At 68.8% G+C, this 23,637-nt stretch carries 26 protein-coding genes and 1 tRNA gene; 17 read left to right on the forward strand and 10 right to left on the reverse strand.

Annotated features, from left to right (window positions below):
- Nucleotides 1-99: 99 nt before the first annotated feature.
- Nucleotides 100-981 carry an MOSC domain-containing protein gene (locus BMY35_RS25970; RefSeq protein WP_093205671.1) on the reverse strand — a complete coding sequence of 294 codons (882 nt, stop codon included), beginning with the start codon at nt 979-981 and terminating at the stop codon, nt 100-102.
- Nucleotides 982-1,163: 182 nt separating this feature from the next.
- On the opposite strand from BMY35_RS25970, the gene BMY35_RS25975 reads away from it, so the two are divergent.
- From BMY35_RS25975 to BMY35_RS25985, 3 genes are read left to right on the forward strand one after another with little or no spacing between them, the layout of a single operon-like run.
- Nucleotides 1,164-2,291, forward strand: coding sequence for an FAD-dependent monooxygenase (locus BMY35_RS25975; RefSeq protein WP_093205673.1), 1,128 nt, complete (start codon nt 1,164-1,166; stop codon nt 2,289-2,291).
- 45 nt (nt 2,292-2,336) lie between these two features.
- Entirely contained in the window at nt 2,337-3,059 is a 723-nt protein-coding gene (locus tag BMY35_RS25980) for a DsbC family protein (protein WP_093205676.1), read from the forward strand.
- Complete coding sequence (locus BMY35_RS25985) at nt 3,059-4,885, forward strand: M61 family metallopeptidase (RefSeq protein WP_093205679.1); 1,827 nt, start codon at nt 3,059-3,061, stop codon at nt 4,883-4,885. Before BMY35_RS25980 ends, BMY35_RS25985 begins: the two co-directional genes overlap by 1 nt.
- A gap of 7 nt (nt 4,886-4,892) precedes the next feature.
- Here the strand turns inward: BMY35_RS25985 and BMY35_RS25990 are convergent, their stop codons facing one another.
- Nucleotides 4,893-5,483 (reverse strand): DUF2325 domain-containing protein, encoded by a 591-nt coding sequence (locus tag BMY35_RS25990; protein WP_256229602.1) that lies wholly within the window; start codon nt 5,481-5,483, stop codon nt 4,893-4,895.
- Nucleotides 5,484-5,549: 66 nt separating this feature from the next.
- Nucleotides 5,550-5,885 carry an SMR family transporter gene (locus BMY35_RS25995; RefSeq protein WP_093205684.1) on the reverse strand — a complete coding sequence of 112 codons (336 nt, stop codon included), beginning with the start codon at nt 5,883-5,885 and terminating at the stop codon, nt 5,550-5,552.
- 106 nt (nt 5,886-5,991) lie between these two features.
- Here BMY35_RS25995 and BMY35_RS26000 point away from each other — a divergent pair, with 106 nt between their 5' ends.
- Nucleotides 5,992-6,771: an enoyl-CoA hydratase gene (locus BMY35_RS26000; RefSeq protein WP_019656299.1), complete on the forward strand. Its 780-nt coding sequence runs from the start codon at nt 5,992-5,994 to the stop codon at nt 6,769-6,771.
- A gap of 25 nt (nt 6,772-6,796) precedes the next feature.
- On the opposite strand, the gene BMY35_RS26005 is transcribed toward BMY35_RS26000, so the two are convergent.
- Nucleotides 6,797-8,167 (reverse strand): hypothetical protein, encoded by a 1,371-nt coding sequence (locus tag BMY35_RS26005; protein WP_093205687.1) that lies wholly within the window; start codon nt 8,165-8,167, stop codon nt 6,797-6,799.
- Complete coding sequence (locus BMY35_RS26010) at nt 8,164-8,829, reverse strand: sigma-70 family RNA polymerase sigma factor (protein WP_093206031.1); 666 nt, start codon at nt 8,827-8,829, stop codon at nt 8,164-8,166. The genes BMY35_RS26005 and BMY35_RS26010 overlap by 4 nt, the downstream gene beginning before the upstream one ends.
- 136 nt (nt 8,830-8,965) lie before the next feature.
- Between BMY35_RS26010 and BMY35_RS26015 the strand changes: the two genes are divergently transcribed.
- From BMY35_RS26015 to BMY35_RS26040, 6 genes are all read left to right on the forward strand, one after another.
- Nucleotides 8,966-10,498 (forward strand): VWA domain-containing protein, encoded by a 1,533-nt coding sequence (locus tag BMY35_RS26015; RefSeq protein WP_177213701.1) that lies wholly within the window; start codon nt 8,966-8,968, stop codon nt 10,496-10,498.
- A 55-nt stretch (nt 10,499-10,553) separates the two neighbouring features.
- A tRNA-Met gene (locus tag BMY35_RS26020) sits at nt 10,554-10,630 on the forward strand.
- 93 nt (nt 10,631-10,723) lie between these two features.
- The gene (locus BMY35_RS26025; RefSeq protein WP_256229607.1) at nt 10,724-11,128 is read left to right on the forward strand and encodes a DUF2946 family protein; all 405 of its coding nucleotides are present in this window, start codon (nt 10,724-10,726) and stop codon (nt 11,126-11,128) included.
- Between the two features lie 132 nt (nt 11,129-11,260).
- On the forward strand, nt 11,261-11,872 hold the full coding sequence (locus tag BMY35_RS26030) for an SCO family protein (RefSeq protein WP_093205692.1): 612 nt from the start codon (nt 11,261-11,263) through the stop codon (nt 11,870-11,872).
- Nucleotides 11,873-11,905: 33 nt separating this feature from the next.
- Nucleotides 11,906-12,385, forward strand: coding sequence for a copper chaperone PCu(A)C (locus BMY35_RS26035; protein ID WP_176947542.1), 480 nt, complete (start codon nt 11,906-11,908; stop codon nt 12,383-12,385).
- A gap of 278 nt (nt 12,386-12,663) precedes the next feature.
- Complete coding sequence (locus BMY35_RS26040; RefSeq protein ID WP_256229609.1) at nt 12,664-13,170, forward strand: hypothetical protein; 507 nt, start codon at nt 12,664-12,666, stop codon at nt 13,168-13,170.
- A gap of 63 nt (nt 13,171-13,233) precedes the next feature.
- Here BMY35_RS26040 and BMY35_RS26045 read toward each other — a convergent pair whose 3' ends face one another.
- Together BMY35_RS26045 and BMY35_RS26050 are read right to left on the reverse strand one after the other, a co-directional pair.
- Complete coding sequence (locus BMY35_RS26045; RefSeq protein WP_093205697.1) at nt 13,234-13,548, reverse strand: hypothetical protein; 315 nt, start codon at nt 13,546-13,548, stop codon at nt 13,234-13,236.
- A gap of 464 nt (nt 13,549-14,012) precedes the next feature.
- A complete protein-coding gene (locus tag BMY35_RS26050; RefSeq protein ID WP_093205699.1) occupies nt 14,013-15,653 on the reverse strand; it encodes a 3-(methylthio)propionyl-CoA ligase in 1,641 nt (546 codons plus the stop codon).
- 122 nt (nt 15,654-15,775) lie between these two features.
- On the opposite strand from BMY35_RS26050, the gene BMY35_RS26055 reads away from it, so the two are divergent.
- From BMY35_RS26055 to BMY35_RS26085, 7 genes are all read left to right on the forward strand, one after another.
- Nucleotides 15,776-16,447 carry a nitroreductase gene (locus BMY35_RS26055; RefSeq protein WP_093205702.1) on the forward strand — a complete coding sequence of 224 codons (672 nt, stop codon included), beginning with the start codon at nt 15,776-15,778 and terminating at the stop codon, nt 16,445-16,447.
- A gap of 60 nt (nt 16,448-16,507) precedes the next feature.
- Nucleotides 16,508-17,302, forward strand: a complete 795-nt coding sequence (locus BMY35_RS26060) for a phosphodiesterase (RefSeq protein WP_093205705.1) — start codon at nt 16,508-16,510, stop codon at nt 17,300-17,302.
- A 79-nt stretch (nt 17,303-17,381) separates the two neighbouring features.
- Entirely contained in the window at nt 17,382-17,642 is a 261-nt protein-coding gene (locus BMY35_RS26065) for a hypothetical protein (protein ID WP_093205707.1), read from the forward strand.
- Nucleotides 17,643-17,675: 33 nt separating this feature from the next.
- Complete coding sequence (locus tag BMY35_RS26070) at nt 17,676-18,479, forward strand: helix-turn-helix domain-containing protein (protein WP_093205710.1); 804 nt, start codon at nt 17,676-17,678, stop codon at nt 18,477-18,479.
- A 36-nt stretch (nt 18,480-18,515) separates the two neighbouring features.
- Nucleotides 18,516-19,421 carry a DMT family transporter gene (locus BMY35_RS26075; RefSeq protein ID WP_093205712.1) on the forward strand — a complete coding sequence of 302 codons (906 nt, stop codon included), beginning with the start codon at nt 18,516-18,518 and terminating at the stop codon, nt 19,419-19,421.
- 122 nt (nt 19,422-19,543) lie between these two features.
- Nucleotides 19,544-19,918, forward strand: coding sequence for a hypothetical protein (locus BMY35_RS26080; RefSeq protein ID WP_093205715.1), 375 nt, complete (start codon nt 19,544-19,546; stop codon nt 19,916-19,918).
- On the forward strand, nt 19,915-20,283 hold the full coding sequence (locus BMY35_RS26085; RefSeq protein WP_093205717.1) for a hypothetical protein: 369 nt from the start codon (nt 19,915-19,917) through the stop codon (nt 20,281-20,283). The genes BMY35_RS26080 and BMY35_RS26085 overlap by 4 nt, the downstream gene beginning before the upstream one ends.
- A 23-nt stretch (nt 20,284-20,306) precedes the next feature.
- On the opposite strand, the gene BMY35_RS26090 is transcribed toward BMY35_RS26085, so the two are convergent.
- The 3 genes from BMY35_RS26090 to BMY35_RS26100 are packed head-to-tail and all read right to left on the reverse strand — an operon-like array spanning nt 20,307 to nt 23,568.
- Nucleotides 20,307-21,476 (reverse strand): GGDEF domain-containing protein, encoded by a 1,170-nt coding sequence (locus tag BMY35_RS26090; protein WP_093205720.1) that lies wholly within the window; start codon nt 21,474-21,476, stop codon nt 20,307-20,309.
- 50 nt (nt 21,477-21,526) lie between these two features.
- Complete coding sequence (locus BMY35_RS26095) at nt 21,527-22,387, reverse strand: enoyl-CoA hydratase-related protein (RefSeq protein ID WP_093205722.1); 861 nt, start codon at nt 22,385-22,387, stop codon at nt 21,527-21,529.
- Between the two features lie 2 nt (nt 22,388-22,389).
- Nucleotides 22,390-23,568 carry an acetyl-CoA C-acetyltransferase gene (locus tag BMY35_RS26100; protein ID WP_093205725.1) on the reverse strand — a complete coding sequence of 393 codons (1,179 nt, stop codon included), beginning with the start codon at nt 23,566-23,568 and terminating at the stop codon, nt 22,390-22,392.
- Nucleotides 23,569-23,637: the final 69 nt, after the last annotated feature.

Below are 23,637 nucleotides of genomic sequence, written 5' to 3' on the forward strand. Positions count from 1 at the left end.
CCCACTTCGTGTGGCCGCCAACCCCCTTGCAGGGGGCAATACCAGCGGCCCGGCAAAGCCGGTTCCGCGGTATTCCTGGAACAGACGGAACCTGCCCGGCTATTCGAACCTGTAGTTCGCGCCCACCGGCTGCCCAACCTTGAGCGTGTGCTCCACGCCCTGGATCACGATGCAGTTCATGCCGAAGGTGATGCCGCCGTCCACCCGCGCGTCGGCGCGGTAGGTGCGCAGCGTGTTGCCGACCTCGGGGCTGCTCAGGGCCGTGGCCGGGTCGATGTCGGGGATCGGGCAGCGCGTGCAGGGCTTGACGGGGCGCAGCTCGGCCTCGCCTTCGCCGGTCGTGATGTGCAGCGCGTCGACGCGGTCCTCGTCGTGCGACTCGATGCCGGCCAGCACGATGTTCGGGCGGAAGCGCTCGATGCCCACGGCGCCGTGGCCCTGGGCCGCGAGGCGGTCGTTGAGCTCGGCCAGCGAGCCTTCGCTGGCCACCAGCAGCGCGTAGCCGTCGGCGAACTGGGTCTGGGCCTCCACGCCGTCGGTCCACTTCATGCTCGACAGGCGCCTGTGCTCGGGGTCGAAGCGCACGAGGCGCAGGGTCTGCGGCTTGCCGGGCTCGGAGAGGAAATCGCTGAACCACTGCGCGGCGATGTCGCCCATGTCGTAGGCGGCGACTTCGTCCTTCCACACGCGCACCCGCACCGGCTTCTCGACCCGGTCGAAGGCCAGGTGCAGCGCCAGCATGCCGGGCGCGCGCAGCACCACTTCCGTGTGCTTCATCTGCGGCTTGATGAGCGCCATGCGCGGCAGCTGCCGCTGGGTGACGAACTCGCCCTGCTCGTCGACCACCATCCAGGCGCGGTCGAACTCGAGCCCCGCCTCGGTCAGCAGCATTTCGGGGAGCTCCACGCCGGCGCAGGACTTGACGGGGTAGACGAACAGGCGCGAGATGGTTGCCTGGAGATCGAAGGCGGGCTGGGACACGGTGGGGGTTTCCTTGGAATTCGGCCGAGATTGTCCTGCAGCTTTCGAAAATTCCTGGTTCCTCCCAGGGATACCGCGGAACCGGCTTCGCCGGGCCGCTGGTATCGCCCCCGTGAGGGGGTTGGCGAAGCGACACGAAGTGCGCGCAGCCTGGGGGCGGCCGCAGTCCATACAATCCCTCGATGGCTCTCCCCCCCGAAGTTTGCATTCGCGGCGCCGGCATCGTCGGCCGTACGCTGGCCCTGCTGCTCGCACGCGAGCGCGTGCGCGTCGCGCTGGTCGTGCCGCCGGCCGCGCAGGGCAAGGAAGACATCCGCGCCTACGCGCTCAACACCGCCTCCCGCGCGCTCCTCGAATCACTGCGCGCCTGGCCCGACGCGGCGCACGCCACGGCCGTGCGCGAAATGCTGGTGCACGGCGACGAAGGCGGCCGGGTGCAGTTCAGCGCCGCGCGCCAGAAGGTCGATGCGCTGGCCTGGATCGTCGACGTTCCCGCGCTCGAGCGGCAGCTGGCCGACGCGGTGCGCTTCCAGCCGCTGATCGAAGTGGTGAACGAGCCCGTGGCCGCGCCGCTCACCGTGGTGTGCGAAGGCAAGACCAGCGCCACGCGCGAGGCGCTCGGCGTGAGCTACGAGGTCACGCGCTATCCGCAGCACGCGATCGCGGCACGGCTGGAAGCGGCGCAGTCGCACGACGGCATCGCGCGCCAGTGGTTCAACGACAAGGGCGAGGTGCTCGCGCTGCTGCCGCTGGACGGCACGCACGGCAAGACCGTCGCGCTGGTGTGGTCGGCCGACCAGCTGCGCGCGCCCGAACTGCTCGCGCAGGGCAATGACGAATTCGCCGCCGCCGTCACCGAGGCCAGCCACAACTCGCTCGGCGCGCTCAGGCTCACGAGCGAGCGCGCCGCCTGGCCGCTGGCCCGCGCCATCGCCGACCGCTGGACCGGCGCCATGCCCGGGCAGCCGGGCCGCTCCTGGGCGCTGGCGGGCGATGCTGCCCACACGGTGCACCCGCTCGCCGGCCAGGGCCTGAACCTGGGCCTGGCCGACGCGGCCGAGCTGGCCGACGTGATCAAGAACCGCGACTACTGGCGCAGCGTGGGCGACGCTCGCCTGCTGCGCCGCTACGAACGCGCCCGCCGCGCCGACGTGCTGCAGATGAGCCTCGCGACCGACGGGCTGCAGCAGCTCTTCGCGCACGACCTGGGCCCGCTGCAGGCACTGCGCAACTGGGGCATGCGCGGCTTCGACCGCACGCGCCTCGTCAAGCACTGGATCACCGCGCAGGCGATGGGCCTGAAGGCCTGACGCCCCACCCTTCGACCGAATACCGACCGAACAAACGGACTCCCGATGACATTCGTACGCAACCTTCTTCTCGCCGCCTGCACCCTCGGCGCGGTCGTGGCCGCCACCGCAGGCGAAGCCGAGATCCGCAAGAACCTGCCTGCGCGCATTCCGCAGTTCCCGGCCATCGACGAGGTGTCGAAGTCGCCGATCCCGGGCGTGTACGAAGTGCGCGTGAACGGCTCGCAGATCTTCTATACCGACGAGCAGGGCAACTACCTCATCCAGGGCAACCTGATCGACGTGAAGGCGCGCAAGAACCTGACCGAGGAGCGCGTCGAGAAGCTCAGCGCCGTCGCCTTCGACCAGCTGCCGCTGAAGGACTCGATCAAGATCGTGCGCGGCAACGGCAAACGCAAGCTCGCGGTGTTCGAGGACCCGAACTGCGGCTACTGCAAGCGCTTCGAGAAGGACATGAAGACGGTCGACAACGTCACCGTGTACCTGTTCCTGTACCCGGTGCTCGGACCCGATTCGAACGTCAAGTCGCGCGACATCTGGTGCAGCAAGGACAAGGGCAAGGCCTGGAGCGACTGGATGGAGTCGAGCACCCGCCCGGCTTCCGCGCCCGCGAGCTGCGACGTGACCGCGCTGCAGCGCAACGTCGAGTTCGGCCGCAAGTACAACATCACCGGCACGCCCACGCTGATCTTCAGCGACGGCACGCGCACGCCGGGTGCCATTCCCGCGGAGCAGGTCGAGAAGCAACTCGCGGCTTCGTCCAGCTGATGGCGACTAAGGCTCAAGCGCAGCACGCGGCGGGCGTGCGCTATCGCGTCGAATGCGCCGATCCGCACGCGCACCTGTTCGCAGTCACGCTCACCATCGACGCGCCGGCCGCGCAGCAGCGCGTGTCGCTGCCGGTGTGGATTCCCGGCAGCTACCTGGTGCGCGAATTCGCCAAGAACCTGCAGGGCCTGCGCGCCGCGCAGGGCCGCCGCAAGCCGGTGCTGACGCAGCTCGACAAGTGCAGCTGGCTGGTCGAATGCACGCCCGGCCAGCCGCTGGTGCTGAACTACCAGGTCTGCGCCTACGACAACTCGGTGCGCACCGCCTGGCTCGATGCCGAGCGCGGCTTCTTCAACGGCACCAGCGTGTGCCTGCGCGTCGAGGGCCAGACCGAGGCGCCGCATGCGCTGGAGATCGTCGCACCCGCGCTGGCCGACGACGCCGCGCGCTGGTCGTGCGCCACCGCCCTCGTGCCGCTGAAGGCCGACAAGCACGGCTTCGGCAGCTACAAGGCCTCGGGCTACGACGAACTGGCCGACAGCCCCGTCGAGATGGGCGCCTTCTGGAGCGCCGAGTTCGAAGCCTGCGGCGTGCCGCACCGCTTCGTGGTCGCGGGCGCCGCGGCATCGTTCGACGGCGAGAGGCTCATCGCCGACACCAAGGCCATCTGCGAAGCCGAGATGCGCTTCTGGCACGGCGACAAGGTCGGCAAGCGCGGCGGCCCGAAGCCGCCGATCGACCGCTACGTGTTCATGCTCAACGCGGTCGACGACGGCTACGGCGGGCTCGAGCACCGCCACTCCACCGCGCTGATCTGCAACCGCCGCGACCTGCCTCAGCGCGGCGACAAGAAGAAGCAGCCCGACGGCTACACCACGCTGATGGGACTCATCAGCCACGAGTACTTCCACACCTGGAACGTCAAGCGCATGCGGCCGGCCGAGTTCGCGCGCTACGACTACAGCCAGGAGAACTACACGCAGCTGCTGTGGTTCTTCGAGGGCTTCACGAGCTACTACGACGACCTGCTGCTGCGGCGCGCCGGGCGCATCGACGACACGGCCTACCTGCGCCTGCTGAACAAGACCATCAACCAGGTCATGCAGACGCCGGGCCGGCTTGTGCAGCCGGTGGCCGACGCGAGCTTCGACGCCTGGGTCAAGTACTACCGGCAGGACGAACAGACGCCCAACAGCACGGTGAGCTACTACACCAAGGGCGCGCTGGTGGCGCTGTGCCTCGACCTCACGCTGCGCCACGAAGGCAAGGGCTCGCTCGACGACGTGATGCGCCTGCTGTGGACGAAGAGCGAGGGCGGGCCGATCTCCGAGGACGACATCGCCGCCGCGCTCGAAGCCGTGGGCGGCCGCTCGTACGCGCTGGAGCTGGCGCGCTGGGTGCATTCGACCGAGGAGCTTCCGCTGTCGCAGCTGCTGCGCGTGCACGGCGTCGCCACGCTCGAAGACCCGTCGCAGCCGGCGCAGGCACTGGGCCTGCGCGTGGCCGAGGCCAACGGCGGCGTGCAGGTGAAGGTGGTGCTGCGCGGCGGTGCGGCCGAGAAGGCCGGCTTCTCCGCGAACGACGAGTGGATCGGCGTCGAGCTGCCCGCCGCCGGCAAGAAGGGTCAGCAGCGACCCGCGCAGGCCTGGCGCATCGCCAGGCTCGACGACCTGGCGCTCTACCTGGGAGAGACGACGAAGTGCTCGGCCATCGTGGCGCGCGACCGCAAGCTGATCCGGCTGCCGCTCGTGCTGCCGACGGGCGCGACCACCTGGCGCCTGTTCTCGCACGATGCCGGCAAGTTGACGAACTGGCTGGCCGGCTAGGGCCGGTTCACGCGCTTTCTGCCGCGGCCGGATTCCTCACGAACATCATCGGCTGAGGCTCGCCCACCAGCACGCAGGGCTTGCCGGTACGCCGGCAGTGGTCCTGCACGCGCCAGTAGGCGCCGTGGCTCACGCAGCCGGTCTGGCAGATCACGAGGTCGGCCGCGCGCAGGCTGGCTTCGAGCGCTGGGTCGTCCGCCGCACCGTCGCCGCCGTCGTGATGCAGGTAGCGGCCGCCGGCGATCTCGACCAGCTGGCGCGCGAGCGAAGGCGCCTCTTCCTCGTGGCCGATGCACAGCACGGCCTTCTCCCGCAGGTCGGCCGGTGCCTGCGACTGCGGCGGCATCGCCAGATGGCGCTTGCTGCCCGGCGACAGCAGCGCGTTGAGCCGCTTGGGCAGCGCGCCACCGGCCGAGGCGCGGGCGGCGAGCTCCTCGCGCACGATGGCGATGGCCGAATCCCTCGCCACCAGCGCGCCGCGCAGGCGCACGATCTGTGCTTCCAGCCGCTCGACGAGCGCGGCCTGTTCGACCAGCAGGCGCGAGCAGCGCTCCTGCACGCGGGCATAGGCCCGCAGCAACACGGCATGTTCTTGCATCGGGAACTCCATGGCGGGCATTCTAGATGAGAGCAATTCTCAATTGGAGCGCCTCACCCTTGCCGCTCAGTGGGAAACCGACTTCGAGAACACGTTCACCACCACCACGCCCGCAATGATCAGCCCGAGCCCCGCGATGGCCGGCGCGTCGAGCTTCTGGCCGAACCACAGCCAGCCCACCAGCGAGATCAGCACGATGCCCACGCCGGACCAGATCGCGTAGGCGATGCCGGTGGGAATCGTGCGCAGCGTCAGCGAGAGAAAGTAGAACGCGATCACGTAGCCCGCCACCGAGGCCAGCGTGGGCCACAGCCGCGTGAAGCCTTCGGAGCTCTTGAGGAAACTGGTGGCGATCACCTCGGCCACGATGGCGACGAACAGGAAGCCGTAGTTGGAGTTCATGGCGGGCACTCTATGGGAACCCGCAATGCCCCTGCACCTGTGCCAGCCATGCTGGGTATAGTGAAGCGCGTTTTTCTTCCCCTTTCCCGTTCCCCCCGGAGACACCATGAGCTACGAAAACATCGAAGTGCGGACCGAAGCAGGCAAGGTCGGCATCATCACCCTCAACCGCCCGAAGGCACTGAACGCGCTGAACGACGCGCTCATGACCGAGCTGGGCCAGGCCCTGAAGGCCTTCGATGCCGACGACGCCATCGGCTGCATCATCCTCACGGGCAGCGAGCGCGCCTTCGCCGCCGGCGCCGACATCGCGGCGATGGCCAAGTACAGCTTCATCGACACCTACAAGGGCGACTACATCACCCGCAACTGGGAAACCATCCGCTCGATCCGCAAGCCGGTGATCGGCGCGGTGGCCGGCTTCGCGCTGGGCGGCGGCTGCGAGCTGGCGATGATGTGCGACTTCATCATCGCGGCCGACAACGCCAAGTTCGGCCAGCCCGAGATCAAGATCGGCGTGATCCCCGGCGCCGGCGGCACGCAGCGCCTGCCGCGCGCGGTGGGCAAGAGCAAGGCCATGGACATGGTGCTCACGGCCCGCATGATGGACGCAGCCGAAGCCGAGCGCGCCGGCCTCGTGAGCCGCGTGGTGCCCTTCGAGAAGCTCGCCGACGAGGCGCTGGGCGCGGCACTGGTGATCTGCGGCTTCTCGCAGATCTCGGTGATCGCGGCGAAGGAATCGGTCAACCGCGCCTTCGAGAGCGGCCTGAGCGACGGCGTGATGTTCGAACGCCGCCTGTTCCACGCGCTGTTCGCCACGCAGGACCAGAAGGAAGGCATGGACGCCTTCCTGACCAAGCGCCAGCCCGACTTCAAGAACGCCTGACGGCGGCGGGACTGCCCGCTGCTCGTCAGCGCTGCAGCAGCGAACGCAGCGCGTCGAGCGCCTGGGCCGGCGGGGTGCCGACCAGCGCAACGCCTCCGGACGGTGAAGTCCAGCGCACCTGGCCGCCAGCGATCTCCAGCACGGCGACCGGCGTCTTACCCCTGTAGAGCTCCAGCCGCGCCTCGACGGGCGCGGCCAGCGGCTCGTCGGGCGTATCGGCCGAGCGCGCCACGGTGCTCACCAGTGCCGGCAGGCCTTCGATGTCGTCGCGCTCGTGGCGCACGCTGGCGCCTGCGCGCGTGAAGCCGAAAGACGTCCAGCGATCAAGCGCCGCGAAGGATGCAGCCGTCGTGCTTCGCGGCCTTGCGAGCTTGGCCGCGGCTGTGCCCGGCGCAGTCGGGTGCAAGGCACCGGAAGCCCCGGCGCTGGCGTTGTCCTGGGCGGCGAGTGCCGGCGCGGAATCCTGCTGCGGCTCGCGGTATGGCGGCGCGGCAGCCGGTGCGGGCGCAGCGGCAGGCGCGGGCAAAGGCGCGGGGACTGCGGCGATGACCGGCGGCGGCGGCGCGGCTGCAACGGGAGGAGCCCCTGCTGCATAGGCGCGGCGTTGCTGTTGCTCGTCTCTCGCGGACGACTCGCGACGCTCGTCGCGCGTGATGGGTGCCGGCGCGGCCTGCTCGGCCACGATCGGGGGCGCCGCCGCTGGAGCGGCTGGAGCCACCGGCTCCGCGGGTGCGACCGGCGCGGCAGGAGCAGCCTGCGGAGCGGATGGCACCGGCTTTGCTGCCTGCCGGACGGCGTCCGCATTCGCGGCCTTGGCAACCCGCTCGGACTCCTTCGCGGCCGAAGAAGAATCGCGCGAAGCCCTGGCACGTTGTTCGGCGGCAGGCCCCGCGGGCGCTCGCGCCACAGCAGGCGGTGTCGGCGCCGCGGCGGGAGCCTCCCGCACACCGGCCGGCGGAGCAGCCTCCGCGGCAGATTGGGCGGGTGCCGACGCAGGTGCCGGCGCAGCGGCGGGCACCGGGGCAGTCGTCGCCTCACCCACGCGCGCTTCGCCGTCGAGCCGCGCATCGGGCACCGGCTCGCGATGCCAGAGCACCGTCACGAAAGCGGCCACCAGCACCGTGGCGAAAGCCGCGTTCCACGGCATGCGCGCACGCGGCTCGCCCCCGCCGAACAGGCGACGCCACCAGGGCAACGCACTCGCGTTGTTGGCGGCCTGGCCCGCGGCGGCCTGTACGGGCGCGAGGTTGTGCGCCATCTTCAGGATCGCCTCGCGGGTGCGCGGATGGGGCGTGGCTTCGCTGTCGGGCGCGTGGTCGAGCGCACGGCGCAGCGCCGGGTCGCGCAGGTCGTCGCGTTCGTCGCCGGATGCGGTGGTGCCGTTGTTGCCGCTCATGCCTGCTTCTCCAGCACCGACAGATAGCGCTCCATGCAGCCGCGCAGCTTCTGCAGGCCGTAGCGCAGCCGGCTGCGCACGGTCTCGAAGCCGATCTCCAGGCTCGCGGCCAGCGCCTCGACGGTCAGGCCGTCCTCGTGGTGCAGCAGGAACGCGGCGCGCTGCTCGGCCGGAAGCTCGTCGAGGCAGGCCAGCAGGCGGCGGCCCGCGGCGCGCCAGAAGGCGAGCTCTTCGGCGGACGGATGCGCTGCCGCATCGGCGGCCCCGCGCACGCCGCGATCGAGCGTGGGCACGGCGTCGCCGTCGTCGTCCGGATGCGCGTCGAGCGCCACTTCGCGCCCGCTCACGCGCAGCCGGTCCATCGCCAGGTTGTGCGCGATGGTGAAGGCCCAGGTGCGCCACGTCGCGCCCTGCGGCGAGAAGCTCTCGCGCGCCGAGATGATGCGCACCCAGGTGTCCTGGAACACCTCGTCGGCCTGCGCCGCGAGCCGCGCGCCCAGCAGTCGCTTGACGAAGCGGAACAGCCCGCCTTCGTGGCGTGCATAGAGCACGTCGAACGCGGCTGCGTCGCCCTGCGCGTAGGCCAGCATCAACTGATCGTCGGGCATGGCCTCTCGCTCGGGGGCGTTCTTGGCTGAAGGGGCGCGGGGAAGCGCGGACATCGGAGGATTTTCACCCGAGCTTGTACGGGCGAAGAGGCGCACCGGGGTTCGGGGCGGCAAAAAAATTCACGACCGACTAACCCCGCCGGCGCAAGCGGGCCGTATCAGCTTGCACCCAACCACTCGGAGTGCTTCCATGACCCAGCCTTTCGCCACCCGCTTCCGCCGCCCGCTCGTCGTGCTGCTGTGTGCCCAACTGCTCATGGGCGCCAGCGGCGCCACAGAAATGCCCGCCATCGGAAGCTCCGTGCGCTGGCCGACGCCCGCGCCCGACAGCCGCACACTGCCGACGCAGACCTTGCCGAACTTCGAAGCGCCTTCCGCCACGCACTGCGCGCGGCCGGTGCGCACCTACGAGACGCCGGGCATGCCGCGCGTCTCCGGCGCGCGGGAGGAACGCAGGTACGCCGAGGCATCGAAGGAGTACAGGGCGAGTCCTTCCGTCGCGCCTTCGCTCACGACGCCAAAGCCGCTGGCTGCACCCGCGGCCAGGTCGGCCCCGGCCGGAGCAGCTCTCGCCGATGCCATCGCGGAAGCGCCGCCGGCCTCGGTCGCACCGGTCGCGCCCGCCCCCGCGGCTCGCGCGTCCGGCGAACTTCAAGCGCCCGTACAGGCCCAGCGCCCGGCCAACGAACCCGTCACCGCCGGCATGGTCGACGACAACGCCGACTTCAGCGAATACCTGGCCTTCCACGGCCGCACGCAGGTTCCGCACCGCGAGCGCGACATCAGCGCGCGCTACCTGCTGCAGGTGAGCGACGCGCGCGGCACGGTCGTGCCCGACGCCGAGGTGGCCGTGCAGGCCGCGAACGGCGCCGCCATGTGGGCTCGCACGGATGCGGGCGGCCGCGCGTGGCTGCACCCGAACGCCTTCGACAAGGCGCAGAGCCCGGTCTACGAAGTCACGGTGCGCAAGAACGGCCGCCAGAGCACCGCATTCCTGCAGCGCGGCCAGAAGAACGCGGTCGACGTGGTGCTCGGCGGCAAGCCCGGCGCCGTGCCGGCACGCGCCAGGCTCGACCTGGTCTTCCTGATCGACGCCACCGGTTCGATGGACGACGAGATCGCCAAGCTCAAGAGCACCTTGCGCACCATCGCCGACCAGGTCGCCAGGCTGCCGAGCCGCCCCGACACCTGCTTCGGGCTCGTGGCCTATCGCGACCGCGGCGACGAGTTCATGGTGCGCCGCCACGACTTCACCAACGACCTGAACGCCTTCCAGGGCGTGCTCGACGCGCTGCGCGCCGCGGGCGGCGGGGACTACCCCGAGGCGATGAACGAGGCGCTGAACGAAACCGTCCACAAGCTGAGCTGGCGCGGCAGCGACACCACCCGCCTCGTGGTGCTGCTGGCCGATGCGCCGCCGCACCTCGACTACGGCGGCCCGCAGTACGACGACGACATGGTCGCCGCGCTGGGCAAGGGCATCAAGGTGTTCAGCGTGGGCGCCTCCGGGCTCGACAAGCAGGGCGAATACATCCAGCGCCAGATCGCGCAGTACACGGGCGGGCGCTTCGTGTTCCTGACCTACAAGGAAGCGACGAACCCGGCGAGCGGCCCGGGAACGCAGACGGTGCACGACGTCGGCAACTACTCGGTGCAGACGCTGGACAAGCTGATCGTGCGGCTCGTTTCCGAAGAATTGGGCAGGTTGCCGTCGGGTGGTTGAGCAACGCGTTCGGAGTGGGCTATAATCTTGGGCTCGGTGTGCAACACCACCGAACGGCTCTTTAGCTCAGTCGGTTAGAGCGATGGAATCATAATCCACAGGTCCGCGGTTCGAGTCCGTGAAGAGCCACCAACAAAACCAAAAAAGCCTTGCAGGTCAACGACTTGCAAGGCTTTTTTCTTTGCCGCGCCGAGCCCGGCAAGGGCTGGCCGATAATTCCAGCCGATGCTCCCGCCCTCCCACGCCACCCTGAAAAGGCCTGCAGTCCGCGCCGGCCTGCGGCGTCCGGGCGCAAGCCTGATCCGCTGGGTGCTGCTGTGGTTCGCGCTGTCGCTCGGCGTGGCCGTCGCGTCGCCGCTCGTGCATCCGCAGACGGTGGAGCTGGTCTGCTCGAACGCCGGTTCGGTGAAGGCCATCGTCCACACCGACGACGGCGCGCAGGAACTGGGCGCGGGCCACATGGACTGCCCGCTGTGCGTGCTCAACGCGGCCCCGCCCGCGACGACACCGGCTGTCGAACTGCCGGTGCTCGTGCCGATGGCGCGCGCAGTCCAGTCGATTCCATCCGCGCACGTCGCGACGGCCCACGCCGGCCCCCTGCCGGCACGCGGGCCTCCCGCGTTCATCTGACGCTTCTTCCTCAGCTCCCGCGCGCGTGATGCATGCGGCCTCAAGGCGAGGCCCGCCCGCAGCGTGCGTTCCTGCAGCAACGAATCGGCACCCGCGTGCAGCGGTGCCGGAAAGAGAGAGAGATTTCCTCAGATGAACCGCATTCCCCATCCAACGCGGCGCCGCCTGCTGCTGTCCGGCGGCAGCCTCGCGGCGCTCACGGCACTCGCGGCCTGCGACAAGGTGCTGCCAGCCAGCTTCAACGGCGTGGACATCACCGGCGCCAACTACGCGAAGGACTTCCGCCTGACCGACGCGGACGGCCGCGAACGCACGCTGGCCGACTTCAAGGGCAAGGCTGTGATGATGTTCTTCGGCTTCACCCAGTGCCCCGACGTGTGCCCCACCGCGCTCGTGCGCGCGGCCGAGATCAGGAAGATGCTCGGCGCGGACGGCGAGCGCCTGCAGGTGATCTTCGTCACCGTCGACCCCGAGCGCGATTCGCCCGTGGTGCTCAAGGCCTACACGCAGGCCTTCGACCCGAGCTTCATCGGCCTCTACGGCGACATGCAGCGAACCAGCGAGACGGCGAAGGACTTCAAGGTGTTCTACAGGAAGGTGCCCACCGGCTCCTCGTACACCATGGACCATTCGGCCTTCAGCTATGTGTTCGACCCCAAGGGCAGGATCCGCATCGTTCTGCGCCACGAACAGAGCGCGCAGGAATGCGCCGAAGACCTCCGCAAGATCCTGCAATCCGCCTGAGCCTCATCATTCCAACCCAAGGAGATTCCGTTCATGAAAAACCGTATCGCACACATCCTCGCCATCACCAGCGCCGCCTTGCTCACCGCGCACGCAGCGAACGCCCAGGTCACCGTCAAGGACGCATGGGTGCGCGCCACCGTGCCCCAGCAGAAGGCCACCGGCGCATTCATGCAGCTCAGCGCCGCAAAGGACACGAAGCTGGTCTCGGCGAGCTCGCCGATCACCCCGCTGGTCGAAGTGCACGAGATGGCCATGCAGGACAACGTGATGCGCATGCGCCAGGTCCCCACGCTGGAGCTGCCCGCCGGCAAGACTGTCGAGCTCAAGCCAGGCGGCTATCACGTGATGCTGCTCGACCTCAAGCAGCAGGTGAAGGAAGGCGACACCGTGCCGCTCACGCTCGTGTTCGAAGGCAAGGACGGCAAGCGCGAGTCGCTCGAGGTGAAGGCGCCGGTGCGGGCGCTGAATGCGTCCGCGCAGCCTGCGGGGCACGGCGGTCACAAGCACTGAGCGGCCACCGAGCGGCCGACCCGGCCAGCCCCTGCGCTGCGGAAACTGGCCGGAGGAAATACCCTGTTTCGGTGATGGCGCCGGTCCCCCGGACCCACAAGAATTGTTGACAAACATTCACAATTCATCCCCTCCCCGGCCGGCCCGTTCATGGAACGGATCGCACCGGGGCTCATGAGTTGTCCAGGAAGCCGGAAGGCGTTCTCGCCGTTCCGGCTCCGGCTGGGTAGCTCTGCGCGGCATCGATGGCCGAGGGAGGTGCACACAGGGGTTTTTCGGTGCCGCTCAGTTACCTCCTCCATCTGGAGCACGCTCGCCTGCCGATGCACGTGACCGACGCGCCGGACGTGCGACGTGTCTCCGTCCTGAAGGCAACCGGTCTCATCGAGGCCTCCATCGACCCGGCCTACGACACCGGGCACGGCAGCTACAGGCTGGCGCAGGCCGCGCTGGTGGTCTGCATCACCGAGGAGGGGCACGCCGAGATCGACCGGCTGCGCGGCCGCGACGGCATCGACGCGTCATCGAGGAAAGCATCGAAGGCGAAGAACCTCGAGCCGCTCGACTACCTGCGCGCCATAGAACGTTCGGCCTTCCCCCTTCGCGTGGAGGACCGGCAGGAGATCGGCTGCATCGAGGCACTCAAGCAGGCCGGCTTCGTCGATGCGGTCATCAGCCCCGCGTTGGCATGGAAGGACGCCGGCGGCGAGCCGCAGGAGCTGGCGGTGATCAAGCGCATCACGCCGTTCGGTCGCGCGCAGCTCGCGCGCGGCGCAACCAAGTGATTTCGCGGCATCCGGAATTTCGATGAGCCGGGCCCAAGACCCGGCCGGTTGCGCGCCGCGCGCCTACATCCGCGCAACGTCGAGCGCTTCGCACTGCCCTTCGATGCCGGCGTGCAGCATGCCCAGCGAAGCGATCAGCAGGCGCTGGATCGACGATCGATGAGCATCGTCGAGCAAGGGCTGCGTTGCATCGCGGCGCCCTTCGTCCCATGCGAGCAGCTGCATCAGCGTGTGCGCGCCGTCGATCACGTCGCGCGCGTCGTTGAGGAACAAGGCTCGCCGTCGTTCCTCGTGATCGAGCCCGTGAACGGAATTCCAGGCGAACGGCTTGAACTCCGCGCCGGTTGTCTGCGCGGTACTTGATGATGAATCGGCCATGTTGGCCCTCCCTGTCGGTTCAGCTTTGCTGCAACCGTCGCATCCGCTGTCAAACGAAGGCGGCGGCTCGAACAGGTTGACAGACCGGGAACCGCTAGGCGAAACCGGCAGGGCGCGAGCCCTCCCATCCGAGCCGCCTGAAAAGGGAAGCCGGAATGGCAAAAGCCGCAAACCAAATGCGGTATGCGGCTTTCACCGCGGTTCTTTCAGGCTGTCAAACCCGGCCTCGCTGGTCGCGAAGCGGTCTGGAATGTAGCCGTCCGTTCTAACCCCGTCAATCGACGGCGACGGGCCTGTGTCAGGCCGCGCGTGTATACATTTGCGACCGCTTCCATGCTGCGCGAGCCACTGCCTATTCAACAGGCAACGTGGTGGGAAGCCACGCCAGTTCTAGCTCTGCCTCCCTACCTCCACCCACAACTCACAGAGTTGTCCACAGAAAATTCGAACAAGTCACTGAACTGTCAAAGAGATGTCGTCGCAACGTAACCTTTGAACTGTTCGCGCAGCTTTGTCTTCAGCAGTTTTCCGGTGGCTGTATGCGGCAGGCTGTCGACGAAGACCACGTCTTCCGGTAGCCACCATTTCACGACGCGCTCCGCGAGGAATGTGAGCAGTTCCTCGCGCGTGGCTTCCATGCCCGCACGCTTGACCACGATGAGCAGCGGACGCTCCTGCCACTTCGGATGCGCGATGCCGATCACCGCCGCTTCGGCCACCGCGGGGTGCAGGCTCGCCGCGTTCTCGAGGTCGATGGACGAGATCCACTCGCCGCCCGACTTGATGACGTCCTTCGCGCGATCGACCAGCTGCACGTAGCCGTCCTCGTCGATGTTGGCGACGTCGCCCGTCGGAAAGAAACCTTCCGCATCGAGCACCGGGCCGCCCTCGCTCTTGAAGTAACCACTCGCGATCCACGGACCGCGCACGTGCAGGTGGCCGAAGGCCTTGCCGTCGTGCGGCAGGCGCCGGCCATCCTCGCCGACGATCTTCAGCTCCACGCCCCACACGCCGCGGCCCTGGCGCATCTTCACGCGCGTCTGTTCTTCCTTCGGCATCGACAGGTGCTTGGGCAGCAGGTTGCCGATCACGCCGATGGGGCTGGTCTCGGTCATGCCCCAGCCCTGCACGAAGTCGGCGCCGAAGTCGCGCTCGAAGCGCTCGATCATGCTGCGCGGCGTGGCCGCGCCGCCCACGCCGATGCGCTTGAGGCCGATGGCGCGCGTGTCGATCTCGGGATGCGCATCGAAGTACTGGAACAGCATCAGCCAGATGGTGGGCACGGCCTGCGAGAAGTCGACCTTCTCGTCGCGCATCAGCTCGTAGAGGCTCTGGCCGTCCATGTGCGGACCGGGCATGACCAGCTTCATGCCGGTCATCGCCGCCGCATACGGCATGCCCCATGCGTTGGCGTGGAACATGGGCACCGCGAGCAGCAGCGTCATCTGCGAGTTGACGCCGAAGGTGTCGGGCGCGCATTCCATCAGCGAATGCAGCACGGTGGAGCGATGCGAATACAGCACGCCCTTCGGGTTGCCCGTGGTGCCCGACGTGTAGCAAAGCGACGAGGCGGTGCGCTCGTCGAACTCGGGCCAGTCGTAGTCGGCGCTCTGCGAGCCGACGAGTTCGTCGAAGCACAGCAGGTTGGGCACGTCGATGGCCGGCATGTGCGCGCGATCGGTCATCGCGATGAACGCACGCACCGACTTCAGGCCAGGCGCGAGCTTCTCCACCAGCGGCGCGAAGGTGGTGTCGAAGAACAGCACCTTGTCTTCGGCATGGTTGACGATGTAGTCGATCTGCTCCGGAAAGAGCCGCGGATTCACGGTGTGCAGCACCGCGCCTGAACCCGAAACGCCGAAGTACAGCGCGAGGTGCCGCCAGGTGTTCCACGCGAGCGTGCCCACGCGGTCGCCGGGCTCGATGCCCAGCGTCTTCAAGGCATTGGCCACCTGCTTCGCGCGGCGACTGACCTCGGCGTAGTTCGTTCGATGTACCGGCCCTTCGACCGTGCGGCCCACGATCTCCGCGTGCGGATGGAAGGTGGCCGCATAGTCGATGAGCGACGAGATCAGCAGCGGGCGGTCTTGCATCAATCCGAACATGTCTTGTCTCCTGTACGCTGGCCGGATGCTAGGCAGCGGCCATGCTCCGCGGCATCGTCGGAACGGACGATTGAGGCCATCCGAGGGTTGCCCCTAGCATCGATCCCCAAGAGGACTTTTGCATGAACGTTCAGGACGCCATCGCCACCCGCCGCTCGGTGCGCGAATTTCTCGACACGCCGGTGCCCGGCGACGTCATCCGTCGCGTGCTCGAGCAGGCGCTGCGCGCGCCCTCCGGCGGCAACCTGCAGCCCTGGCACCTGCATGTGATGGGCGGGGAAAAGCTCGCCGAGCTCAAGGCGATCATGCGCACGCGCGTGCAGGAGGCGCCCACCGGCGAAGGCAGCGAGTACGACATCTACCCGCGCGAACTCGTGGCGCCCTACCGCGACCGCCGCTTCGCAGTGGGCGAGGCGATGTACGCGCGCCTGGGCATTCCGCGCGAGGACAAGGCCGCGCGCCGCGAATGGTTCGCTCGCAATTACCAGTTCTTCGGCGCGCCGCTCGCGCTTTTCTGCAGCGTCGACCGACGCATGGGCCCGCCGCAGTGGTCGGACCTCGGCATGGTGCTGCAGAACGTGATGCTGCTGCTGCGCGCCGAAGGGCTCGACAGCTGCCCGCAGGAATGCTGGGCGATCTATCCGCAGACCATCGGCAGCTTCATCGCGCTGCCGCCCGAGCGCATGCTGTTCACGGGCATGTCCATCGGCTATGCCGACCGCAGCCGGCCGATCGATGCGCTGGTGACCGAGCGCGCGCCGTTGTCGGAAGTGGCGGAGTTCACCGGCATCTGAGCCCGCGGCGGAACGGATCGTGCTTGCCTTCGCGGCGACAGCAACACCAGGCCTCACCGCATGCTCATCGCGCAGATCTCCGACCCGCACATCCGTCCTGCCGGCCAGCTCTACCAGGGCGTGGCCGACTCGAACCGAATGTTCGAGGAAGCCATCGACCACCTGCACGCGCTCGACCGGCGGCCCGACCTGGTGCTGCTGACCGGCGACCTCGTCGACGAGGGCCGCCCCGATGAATACGCACAGGTCCGACGCCTGCTCGCGAAGCTGGAGATTCCGCATCTCGTGATTCCCGGCAACCACGACAGCCGCGAGAACTTTCGCGCGGCCTTCGCGGACCACGCCTACCTGCCGGCCGAAGGCGCGCTGCACTACTGCATCGACGACCATCCCGTGCGCATCGTGGCGCTGGACTCGTGCATTCCCGGGCTTCATCACGGCGGCATCGATGCGCGGGGCCTCGAATGGCTGCGGCGCACGCTGGAGGCCGAGCGCACGAAGCCGACGCTGCTGATGCTGCATCACCCGCCCTTCACGAGCGGCATTCCCTACATGGACGCGTACCGCTACATGGACACGGCACCGCTCGAGACCATCGTGCGCGACGCACCCAACATCGAACTGGTGCTGTGCGGCCACGTGCACCGCACGATGCTTCGGCGCTGGGCGGGCACTGTTGTTTGCGCCTGCCCGAGCAGCACGACCGAGATCGCGCTGCAGCTGGCCGAAGACGCGGCACCAGCGTCGTACATGGGCAGGCCGGGCTGCATGCTGCACCTGTGGAGCGAAGCGCATGGCATGGTGAGCCATGTCAGCCACATCGGGGCGATGGAAGGGCCGTTTCCGTTTGCCTGAGCCGGCCATCGCCCGGACGCTCAGGATCTCTTCAGGCAAGGCGGACAGAATCCGCCCGGGTTCCGCAAGGAGAGACTCGATGCAGAAACGACAACAGCCCTACTGGTTTCCCGCCAAGCGCTACGGCTGGGGTTGGGGGCTTCCCAATCGCTGGCAAGGCTGGGTAGTGATCGCCATCTACGCCGCGCTGGTGCTGACGGCGGTGTATTCGCTTCACCCCGGGCACGAACCGCTGCGCTTCTTCCTCGGCCTCGCGATTCCGACCCTCGCGCTCGTCGCGGTCTGCTGGCTCAAGGGCGAGCCGCCTCGCTGGCGCTGGGGCGACGACAACAAGAAATAGGCCGCTGGCGGCCCTCGCGCGCAGAATGCCGCCATGCCCCACGACCGCACGCTCCTGTACGCCGGACACGAGTTCACGGTGGAACACCTGCGCTCGCACGCGAAGGAAGAGCCCGGCTGGAGCGGCCCCTACACGCTGGAATCGCGCCGCATCATCTTCCCCGTCGGCCGCACGATGCTCGACCTGCGCTGGGGCGGCAGCACCTGGCAAGTCGACGGGCTCACCGCCATGCACCTGGCCGACGCCATGGTCTACCAGCTGCGCCCCTCAACGCACGCCACCCGCCGCAGCCTGGTGGTCAGCCGGCACCGGCCGAGTCGCGCCGACGATGCGGCGCCCGCGTTCTGCCTGCTCTCGCCGAGGTCGCTGTACCGGGTTCATGCGGCGCAGCATCGGCTGCGTGCGGGCGATGGCGGCACGGTGGCCATCGCATCGCTGGTCGACGAACTCGGAACGTCCCGGCGGCAGTCGCCGCTGACGGGCGCGGTCGCGCGCGCCAGACGGCTGCTCGCGGAAACCGCCGATCGCGACACGCGGCTCTCGCTGCACGAACTCGCCGACGCGGTCTCCCGCTCTCCCTTCCACCTGGCGCGCAGCTTCCGCCACGAGACCGGCCTGAGCCCTCACCAGTATCGCCAGCACCTGCGCCTCGCCTCGGCCATGGAACGGCTGGCCGATGGCGACGCCGACCTCGCCGGCATCGCGCACGATCTCGGTTTCTGCAGCCAGAGCCACCTGGGCGCGGTGTTCCGGCGCGAAGTGGGCGTGACGCTGGGCGAAGCCCGCCGCGTGCTGGCCGGCAGCAGCAAGAGCGGCAACAGCAGCGCACGAATTTGATAGCCGCCGCGCGGGGCCTCCGCGAGACTCGCCGCGATGATCGATCGGAGTCTCTTCACCGGACTGCTCGCCGCATTGGCCGCAGCCGTCATCGGCAGCGCCTGGCAGCTCGTTTCGCGCCACGGCGTGACCACCACGCTCGGGCCGATGGACCTGGCGCTGATGCGCTACGGCATTCCCGCGCTGCTGCTCGCGCCGCTGTGGTTCGGCAGGGCGCGCATCGCGCCAAAGGCATCGCGGCTGGTGCTCGCAGTGTTCGTCATCGGCGGCGGCCTGCCCTTCGGCCTGCTGGTGCTGGCCGGCGCGCAATGGGCGCCCGCGAGCCACATGGGCATCTTCATGGCGGGCAGCCTGCCGCTCTTCACCGCCATCGGCGCATGGATTCACACGAGGCAGAAGGTCGACGGCACCAGGCTCGCGGGGCTGGCCTGCATCGCCGTCGGCATGGCGCTGTTCGCCGGCGGGAGCTTCAGCAGCGGTTCGCTCGACTGGCGCGGCGACCTGCTCTTTCTCGCGGCGGCCATGCTCTGGGCCGCGCACTCGCTGGCGTTCGCGCATTGCGGGCTCACACCTTGGCAGGGCGCGGCCTTCGTGAACGGATGGTCGGCGCTGATGCTGCTGCCCGCATGGCTGATCGCAGGCGCGCCGAAGCTGCTCGATGCACCATGGCCCGATGTAGCGCTGCAGGCCGTGATGCAGGGCGTGATCGCCGGCTTTCTGGGGCTGGTGGTCTACATGGTGGCCGTCGCCAGGCTCGGTGCGCCGCGCGCCTCGCTTTCCGCGGCACTGGTGCCGGTGCTGACCACGCTGGGCGCGGCAGCGTGGATGAACGAGCCCGTTACAGGTGCCGTGTTGCTGGCGCTCGCACTGGTGGTGCCGGGGATCGTGCTCGCGAGCGGCGCGGTGCGATGGCGCGCAAGGGGCACGCAGCCATCGGCATGAACCGCCGCGGGCAGAATGCTGCGCACCGTCGCCAGGGATGTCCGCATCGTGCGGAGCCGGAACATCGGCTTCATCCGGCCAAGTGACCGATCGCCGCAACATTCATCAGGAACACGCTCTCGATGCCTCGCACCCTCTACTGCTGGCGCTGCAAGACCGACATGCCGATGCTCACCGAGGAAGAGTGGCAGCTCGCTCATCCGATGGGCTATATCGCTCAGGCGCAGAAGTATCGCGAAGAAACCGGCTGCAGCCTGGCTGAGTCCCATCAGCGCGGCCTGGGCTACCTGACGTTGGAGGCCTATGAGAGCATCACCGGCTTCAAGGAAACCAATCCGAACGCGATCCTTCATCACCGCCTGAGCCTGTACGGCCCGCCGTGCCACGCATGTGGCAAGCCGCTTCGCACGCCGGCTGCCCGTTCTTGCGCAGGCTGCGGCGCTGAGCGAGTCGACGAAGGACTCGACGGCCTTCCCCTGTCATCGTCCGACGCATGAGCATCCAGCCATCGCGCATCCTGTCGACAGCTGCCCTCTTGCTCGCATGCTCGACCCCGGCCTTCGCCACCGGCAGCATGCAGTGCGAGGGCAAGCCGTATTCGGCGGAGATCCAGTTCCGGCTCTCTTCGGGCGAGCCGACGCAGTTGATCGTGGCGCGCGCCGACGACGATGAAGCGCAGCAGGAAAGATTCGAGCTGCAGCACAGGGCTGTCGACTACAAGCGGCGTGTCATGAGCCTCAAGGGAACCAGCCTCGGCGGTTCGGGCCGCACCGCGATGCTGAACGTCTCGAAGACGCGAGGCACGCTGACTTTTTCCGGAGCCCGCCACAGGCTGCGCTGCGACTGGGAAAGCGCCGGCTGACGAGGCGCCAGGGCAGCCCTCGCTCAGGCCGCCGCGATCACCCGGTCCCGCCCCATCTCCTTCGCCCGGTACAGCGCCGCATCGGCCAGCGCCAGCACGTCGTCGATGTCCGTGCGGCCGGAGCTGTCCTCGCCGGCCGCCACGCCGATGCTCGCCGCGATCGAGCCGACGGCGGCCATCGGCGAATCGGACGGGAAGGGCTCGCCGATGGCCTGCCTGAGGCGTGCCGCGACTTCCATCGCCTCGGCCTTTCCGGCGTCGGGCAGCAGCACCAGGAACTCTTCTCCACCATAGCGACCCAGCAGGCCCTTGTCGCCGACCGCGCGCTGCATGCGGCCGACCGCCTCGCGCAGGACGGCGTCGCCCATCTGGTGGCCGAAGCGGTCGTTGATGCTCTTGAAGTGGTCCAGGTCCACCATCAGCAAGGCGCCGCGACGCTCGCCGGAGGCGAACGCGCCGTGGCAGGCGTCCAGCAGCGCGCGGCGGTTGAGCGCGCCGGTGAGCGGGTCGCGCGTGGCCAGGTACTCGAACTCGGTGTGCACGCGGTCGGTGGCCATCAGGATGACGGCGATGGACAGCAGCAGGACGGTGAACGAGTACATGCTGATGTAGATCGACTGGATCCAGCTGCCCTCCATGAGTCCGCTGCCCGCCATGCCCGCGACCACGGACACGAAGCGCAGCCCCGCCACAAGCGCCTGCGCCAGCAGCAGCCCGGTCATGAGCCGCTTGCCGAACACGCGGCCCTTGTGGCGCATGTACAGCTGCGCATGCCGGAAGAACAGCGCCGACACCGCCGCGGTGACGAACAGCAGGCGCACCTCGAAGTCGGGCTTCACGATGCCGAACCAGAACAGCAGCAGCGCCAGCATGCCGTTGAGCGCCGTCCAGCCTCGCGTGTCGCCGTGGCCGAACAGGAACTTCTGGCTGCCGGCGTAGTACAGGATGCAGGCCTGGAAGAGCACGAAGTTGGCGACCACGATGGTCAGGAAGTCGGGGAAGTACCCCCGTGCCGCGAAGAGCAGCGTGCTCACGAACGCCACCAGCGGCGCGCGCGACCACTCTCCCAGGCCCTGGATGCTGCGCGGATAGCTGCGTCGCATGAAGAACACCACGAGCGCCATCATGACGCCCATGACACCGGCGAGCAGGATGATGGAGCGGGGATCGAGGATGGCTGGCGAAGCTCCCATGAGGCCCGATTATGTTGGCATCCGCCGGGCTTCGCCCTCCCGGGAACGGGCTATGGACTGCGCGGCCCGGCCCCGGCGGCATTCCGGCGGAACACCGGCTCGCGCTTTTCCATGAAGGCCTTCACGCCCTCGGCGAACTCGGGCCGGTCCAGCAGCTCGCGCTGGCGCGCCGCCTCGTGGCTCATCTGCGCGACCAGCGGCTGGCTCGCGGCCGACTCGTACACCGCGCGGATCTCGCGCGCCGCGTGCGCGGGCAGGCTCGCCAGGCGCCGGGCCACCGACACGGCCTGCGCGCGAAGCTCGGCGTCGTCCACGCAGGCCCACACCAGGCCCCATTGCGCGGCCTGCTCGGCCGGAAGCCGCTCGCCGAGCAGCGACATGCCCACGGCCCGCGCACGCCCCACCAGCCGTTCGAGGAACCACGTGGTTCCGAGGTCGGGCACGATGCCCAGCCGCGGCATGAAGGGCAGGTAGAAGTACGCGGAGCGCGCCGCGATCACGACGTCGGCTGCCAGCGCCACGCCCACGCCGGCGCCCGCCGCCGGTCCGTTGACGGCGTTCACCACCGGAAAAGGCATGCCGCGCAGGTCCTCGATGAGCCGGTTCGACAGCGCCTCCATCGCACTCGCCGTGCGCTGGCCGAGGCTGCCGCCGCCTCCATCGCTTCCGCCGGCGGGGCCCATGCTCGAAAGATCGGCTCCCACGCAGAAGGACTTGCCCACGCCGGTGAGGACCAGCGCGCGCACCGTGCCTGCCTCGGCTTCCTCGCGCAGCTGCGCGAGCCTTGCACGCAGGGCCTGCTGGAGCCCCTCCGTCAGCGGATTGAGCCGCTTCGGAATGTTGAAGCTGAGGATCTCGACGTCGCCGTCGCGCTCGCACAGCAGCGGATCTTCGTCGGTGCCGCTGCCCATGCTCAGAGCCGCTCGACGATGGTCACGTTGGCCATGCCGCCGCCCTCGCACATGGTCTGCAGGCCGTAGCGCTTGCCGCGCTGGCCGAGCGCGTGCACGAGCGTGGTCATCAGCTTGGTGCCCGACGCGCCCAGCGGATGGCCCAGCGCGATCGCGCCGCCGTTCACGTTGAGCCGCGCCGGGTCGGCGTCCAGCGTCTGCAGCCAGGCCAACGGCACCGGCGCGAAGGCCTCGTTGACCTCGTACAGGTCGATGTCGGAGATCTTCATGCCCGCCTTCTTCAGCGCGCGCTGCGTGGCAGGCAGAGGGGCCTCCAGCATGATCACCGGGTCGTGCCCCATCACGCTCATGTGGTGGATGCGCGCGAGCGGCTCCACGCCCAGCGTCTTCAGGCCGCGCTCGTTCACCACCATCAGTCCGCTCGCGCCGTCGCAGATCTGGCTGGCGGTGGCGGCAGTGCAGCGCCCCCCCTCTGCGATGAGCTTCACCGCGGCAATGCTCTCCAGCGTGGCGTCGAAGCGGATGCCTTCGTCCACGGTGTGCTGCTCGCCAGGCTCGGTGCCGTCGGCCATGCGCACGGTCACGGGCACGATCTCGCGCTCGAAATGGCCTGCCTGCGTGGCGGCGATGGCGCGCTTGTGGCTCTCGAGTGCATAGCGGTCGAGCTCGTCCTTCTCGATGCCGTAGTTCCTCGCGATCATCTCGGCGCCGGTGAACTGGCTGAACTGCACGTCGGGATAGCGCTTCGCCATGAGCGGGCTCACGTAGAAGCCCAGCCCGTTCTTCAACGGCAGCGTGACGGGCATGCCCATGGGCACGCGCGTCATGCTTTCCACGCCGGCGGCGATCACGATGTCCATGGTGCCCGACATCACGGCCTGCGCAGCGAAGTGCAGCGCCTGCTGCGACGAGCCGCACTGCCGGTCGACCGAGGTGGCCGGCACCGATTCGGGCAGCTTCGACGCCAGCACCGCGTTGCGCGCGATGTTGGAAGACTGCTCGCCGGCCTGGTCGACGCAGCCCATGATGACGTCCTCGACCAGCGCCGGGTCGGCCCCGGTGCGGTCCACCAGGGCGTTGAGCACCTGCGCGGCGAGGTCGGCCGGGTGCCAGCCGGCGAGGCGGCCGTTGCGGCGGCCGCCGGCGGTGCGCGCGGCGGCGACGATGAATGCTTCGGGCATGGGGAGTTCTCCGATGGGTTCAGGGGTTCGGAGAATTGTTGGCGCCACGCCCAGCGGGAGGCGTCGTCG

The sequence above is a fragment of the Variovorax sp. YR750 genome (assembly GCF_900109805.1).
In the GTDB taxonomy this organism is placed as follows: domain Bacteria; phylum Pseudomonadota; class Gammaproteobacteria; order Burkholderiales; family Burkholderiaceae_C; genus Variovorax; species Variovorax gossypii.

Coding starts and splice junctions, on each gene's coding strand:
- BMY35_RS25975 (WP_093205673.1), top strand. CDS start 1,164: ATGGCTCTCCCCCCCGAAGTTTGCATTCGCGGCGCCGGCATCGTCGGC.
- BMY35_RS25980 (WP_093205676.1), top strand. CDS start 2,337: ATGACATTCGTACGCAACCTTCTTCTCGCCGCCTGCACCCTCGGCGCG.
- BMY35_RS25985 (WP_093205679.1), top strand. CDS start 3,059: ATGGCGACTAAGGCTCAAGCGCAGCACGCGGCGGGCGTGCGCTATCGC.
- BMY35_RS25990 (WP_256229602.1), bottom strand. CDS start 5,483: ATGCAAGAACATGCCGTGTTGCTGCGGGCCTATGCCCGCGTGCAGGAG.
- BMY35_RS25995 (WP_093205684.1), bottom strand. CDS start 5,885: ATGAACTCCAACTACGGCTTCCTGTTCGTCGCCATCGTGGCCGAGGTG.
- BMY35_RS26000 (WP_019656299.1), top strand. CDS start 5,992: ATGAGCTACGAAAACATCGAAGTGCGGACCGAAGCAGGCAAGGTCGGC.
- BMY35_RS26005 (WP_093205687.1), bottom strand. CDS start 8,167: ATGAGCGGCAACAACGGCACCACCGCATCCGGCGACGAACGCGACGAC.
- BMY35_RS26010 (WP_093206031.1), bottom strand. CDS start 8,829: ATGTCCGCGCTTCCCCGCGCCCCTTCAGCCAAGAACGCCCCCGAGCGA.
- BMY35_RS26015 (WP_177213701.1), top strand. CDS start 8,966: ATGACCCAGCCTTTCGCCACCCGCTTCCGCCGCCCGCTCGTCGTGCTG.
- BMY35_RS26025 (WP_256229607.1), top strand. CDS start 10,724: ATGCTCCCGCCCTCCCACGCCACCCTGAAAAGGCCTGCAGTCCGCGCC.
- BMY35_RS26030 (WP_093205692.1), top strand. CDS start 11,261: ATGAACCGCATTCCCCATCCAACGCGGCGCCGCCTGCTGCTGTCCGGC.
- BMY35_RS26035 (WP_176947542.1), top strand. CDS start 11,906: ATGAAAAACCGTATCGCACACATCCTCGCCATCACCAGCGCCGCCTTG.
- BMY35_RS26045 (WP_093205697.1), bottom strand. CDS start 13,548: ATGGCCGATTCATCATCAAGTACCGCGCAGACAACCGGCGCGGAGTTC.
- BMY35_RS26050 (WP_093205699.1), bottom strand. CDS start 15,653: ATGTTCGGATTGATGCAAGACCGCCCGCTGCTGATCTCGTCGCTCATC.
- BMY35_RS26055 (WP_093205702.1), top strand. CDS start 15,776: ATGAACGTTCAGGACGCCATCGCCACCCGCCGCTCGGTGCGCGAATTT.
- BMY35_RS26060 (WP_093205705.1), top strand. CDS start 16,508: ATGCTCATCGCGCAGATCTCCGACCCGCACATCCGTCCTGCCGGCCAG.
- BMY35_RS26065 (WP_093205707.1), top strand. CDS start 17,382: ATGCAGAAACGACAACAGCCCTACTGGTTTCCCGCCAAGCGCTACGGC.
- BMY35_RS26070 (WP_093205710.1), top strand. CDS start 17,676: ATGCCCCACGACCGCACGCTCCTGTACGCCGGACACGAGTTCACGGTG.
- BMY35_RS26075 (WP_093205712.1), top strand. CDS start 18,516: ATGATCGATCGGAGTCTCTTCACCGGACTGCTCGCCGCATTGGCCGCA.
- BMY35_RS26080 (WP_093205715.1), top strand. CDS start 19,544: ATGCCTCGCACCCTCTACTGCTGGCGCTGCAAGACCGACATGCCGATG.
- BMY35_RS26085 (WP_093205717.1), top strand. CDS start 19,915: ATGAGCATCCAGCCATCGCGCATCCTGTCGACAGCTGCCCTCTTGCTC.
- BMY35_RS26090 (WP_093205720.1), bottom strand. CDS start 21,476: ATGGGAGCTTCGCCAGCCATCCTCGATCCCCGCTCCATCATCCTGCTC.
- BMY35_RS26095 (WP_093205722.1), bottom strand. CDS start 22,387: ATGGGCAGCGGCACCGACGAAGATCCGCTGCTGTGCGAGCGCGACGGC.
- BMY35_RS26100 (WP_093205725.1), bottom strand. CDS start 23,568: ATGCCCGAAGCATTCATCGTCGCCGCCGCGCGCACCGCCGGCGGCCGC.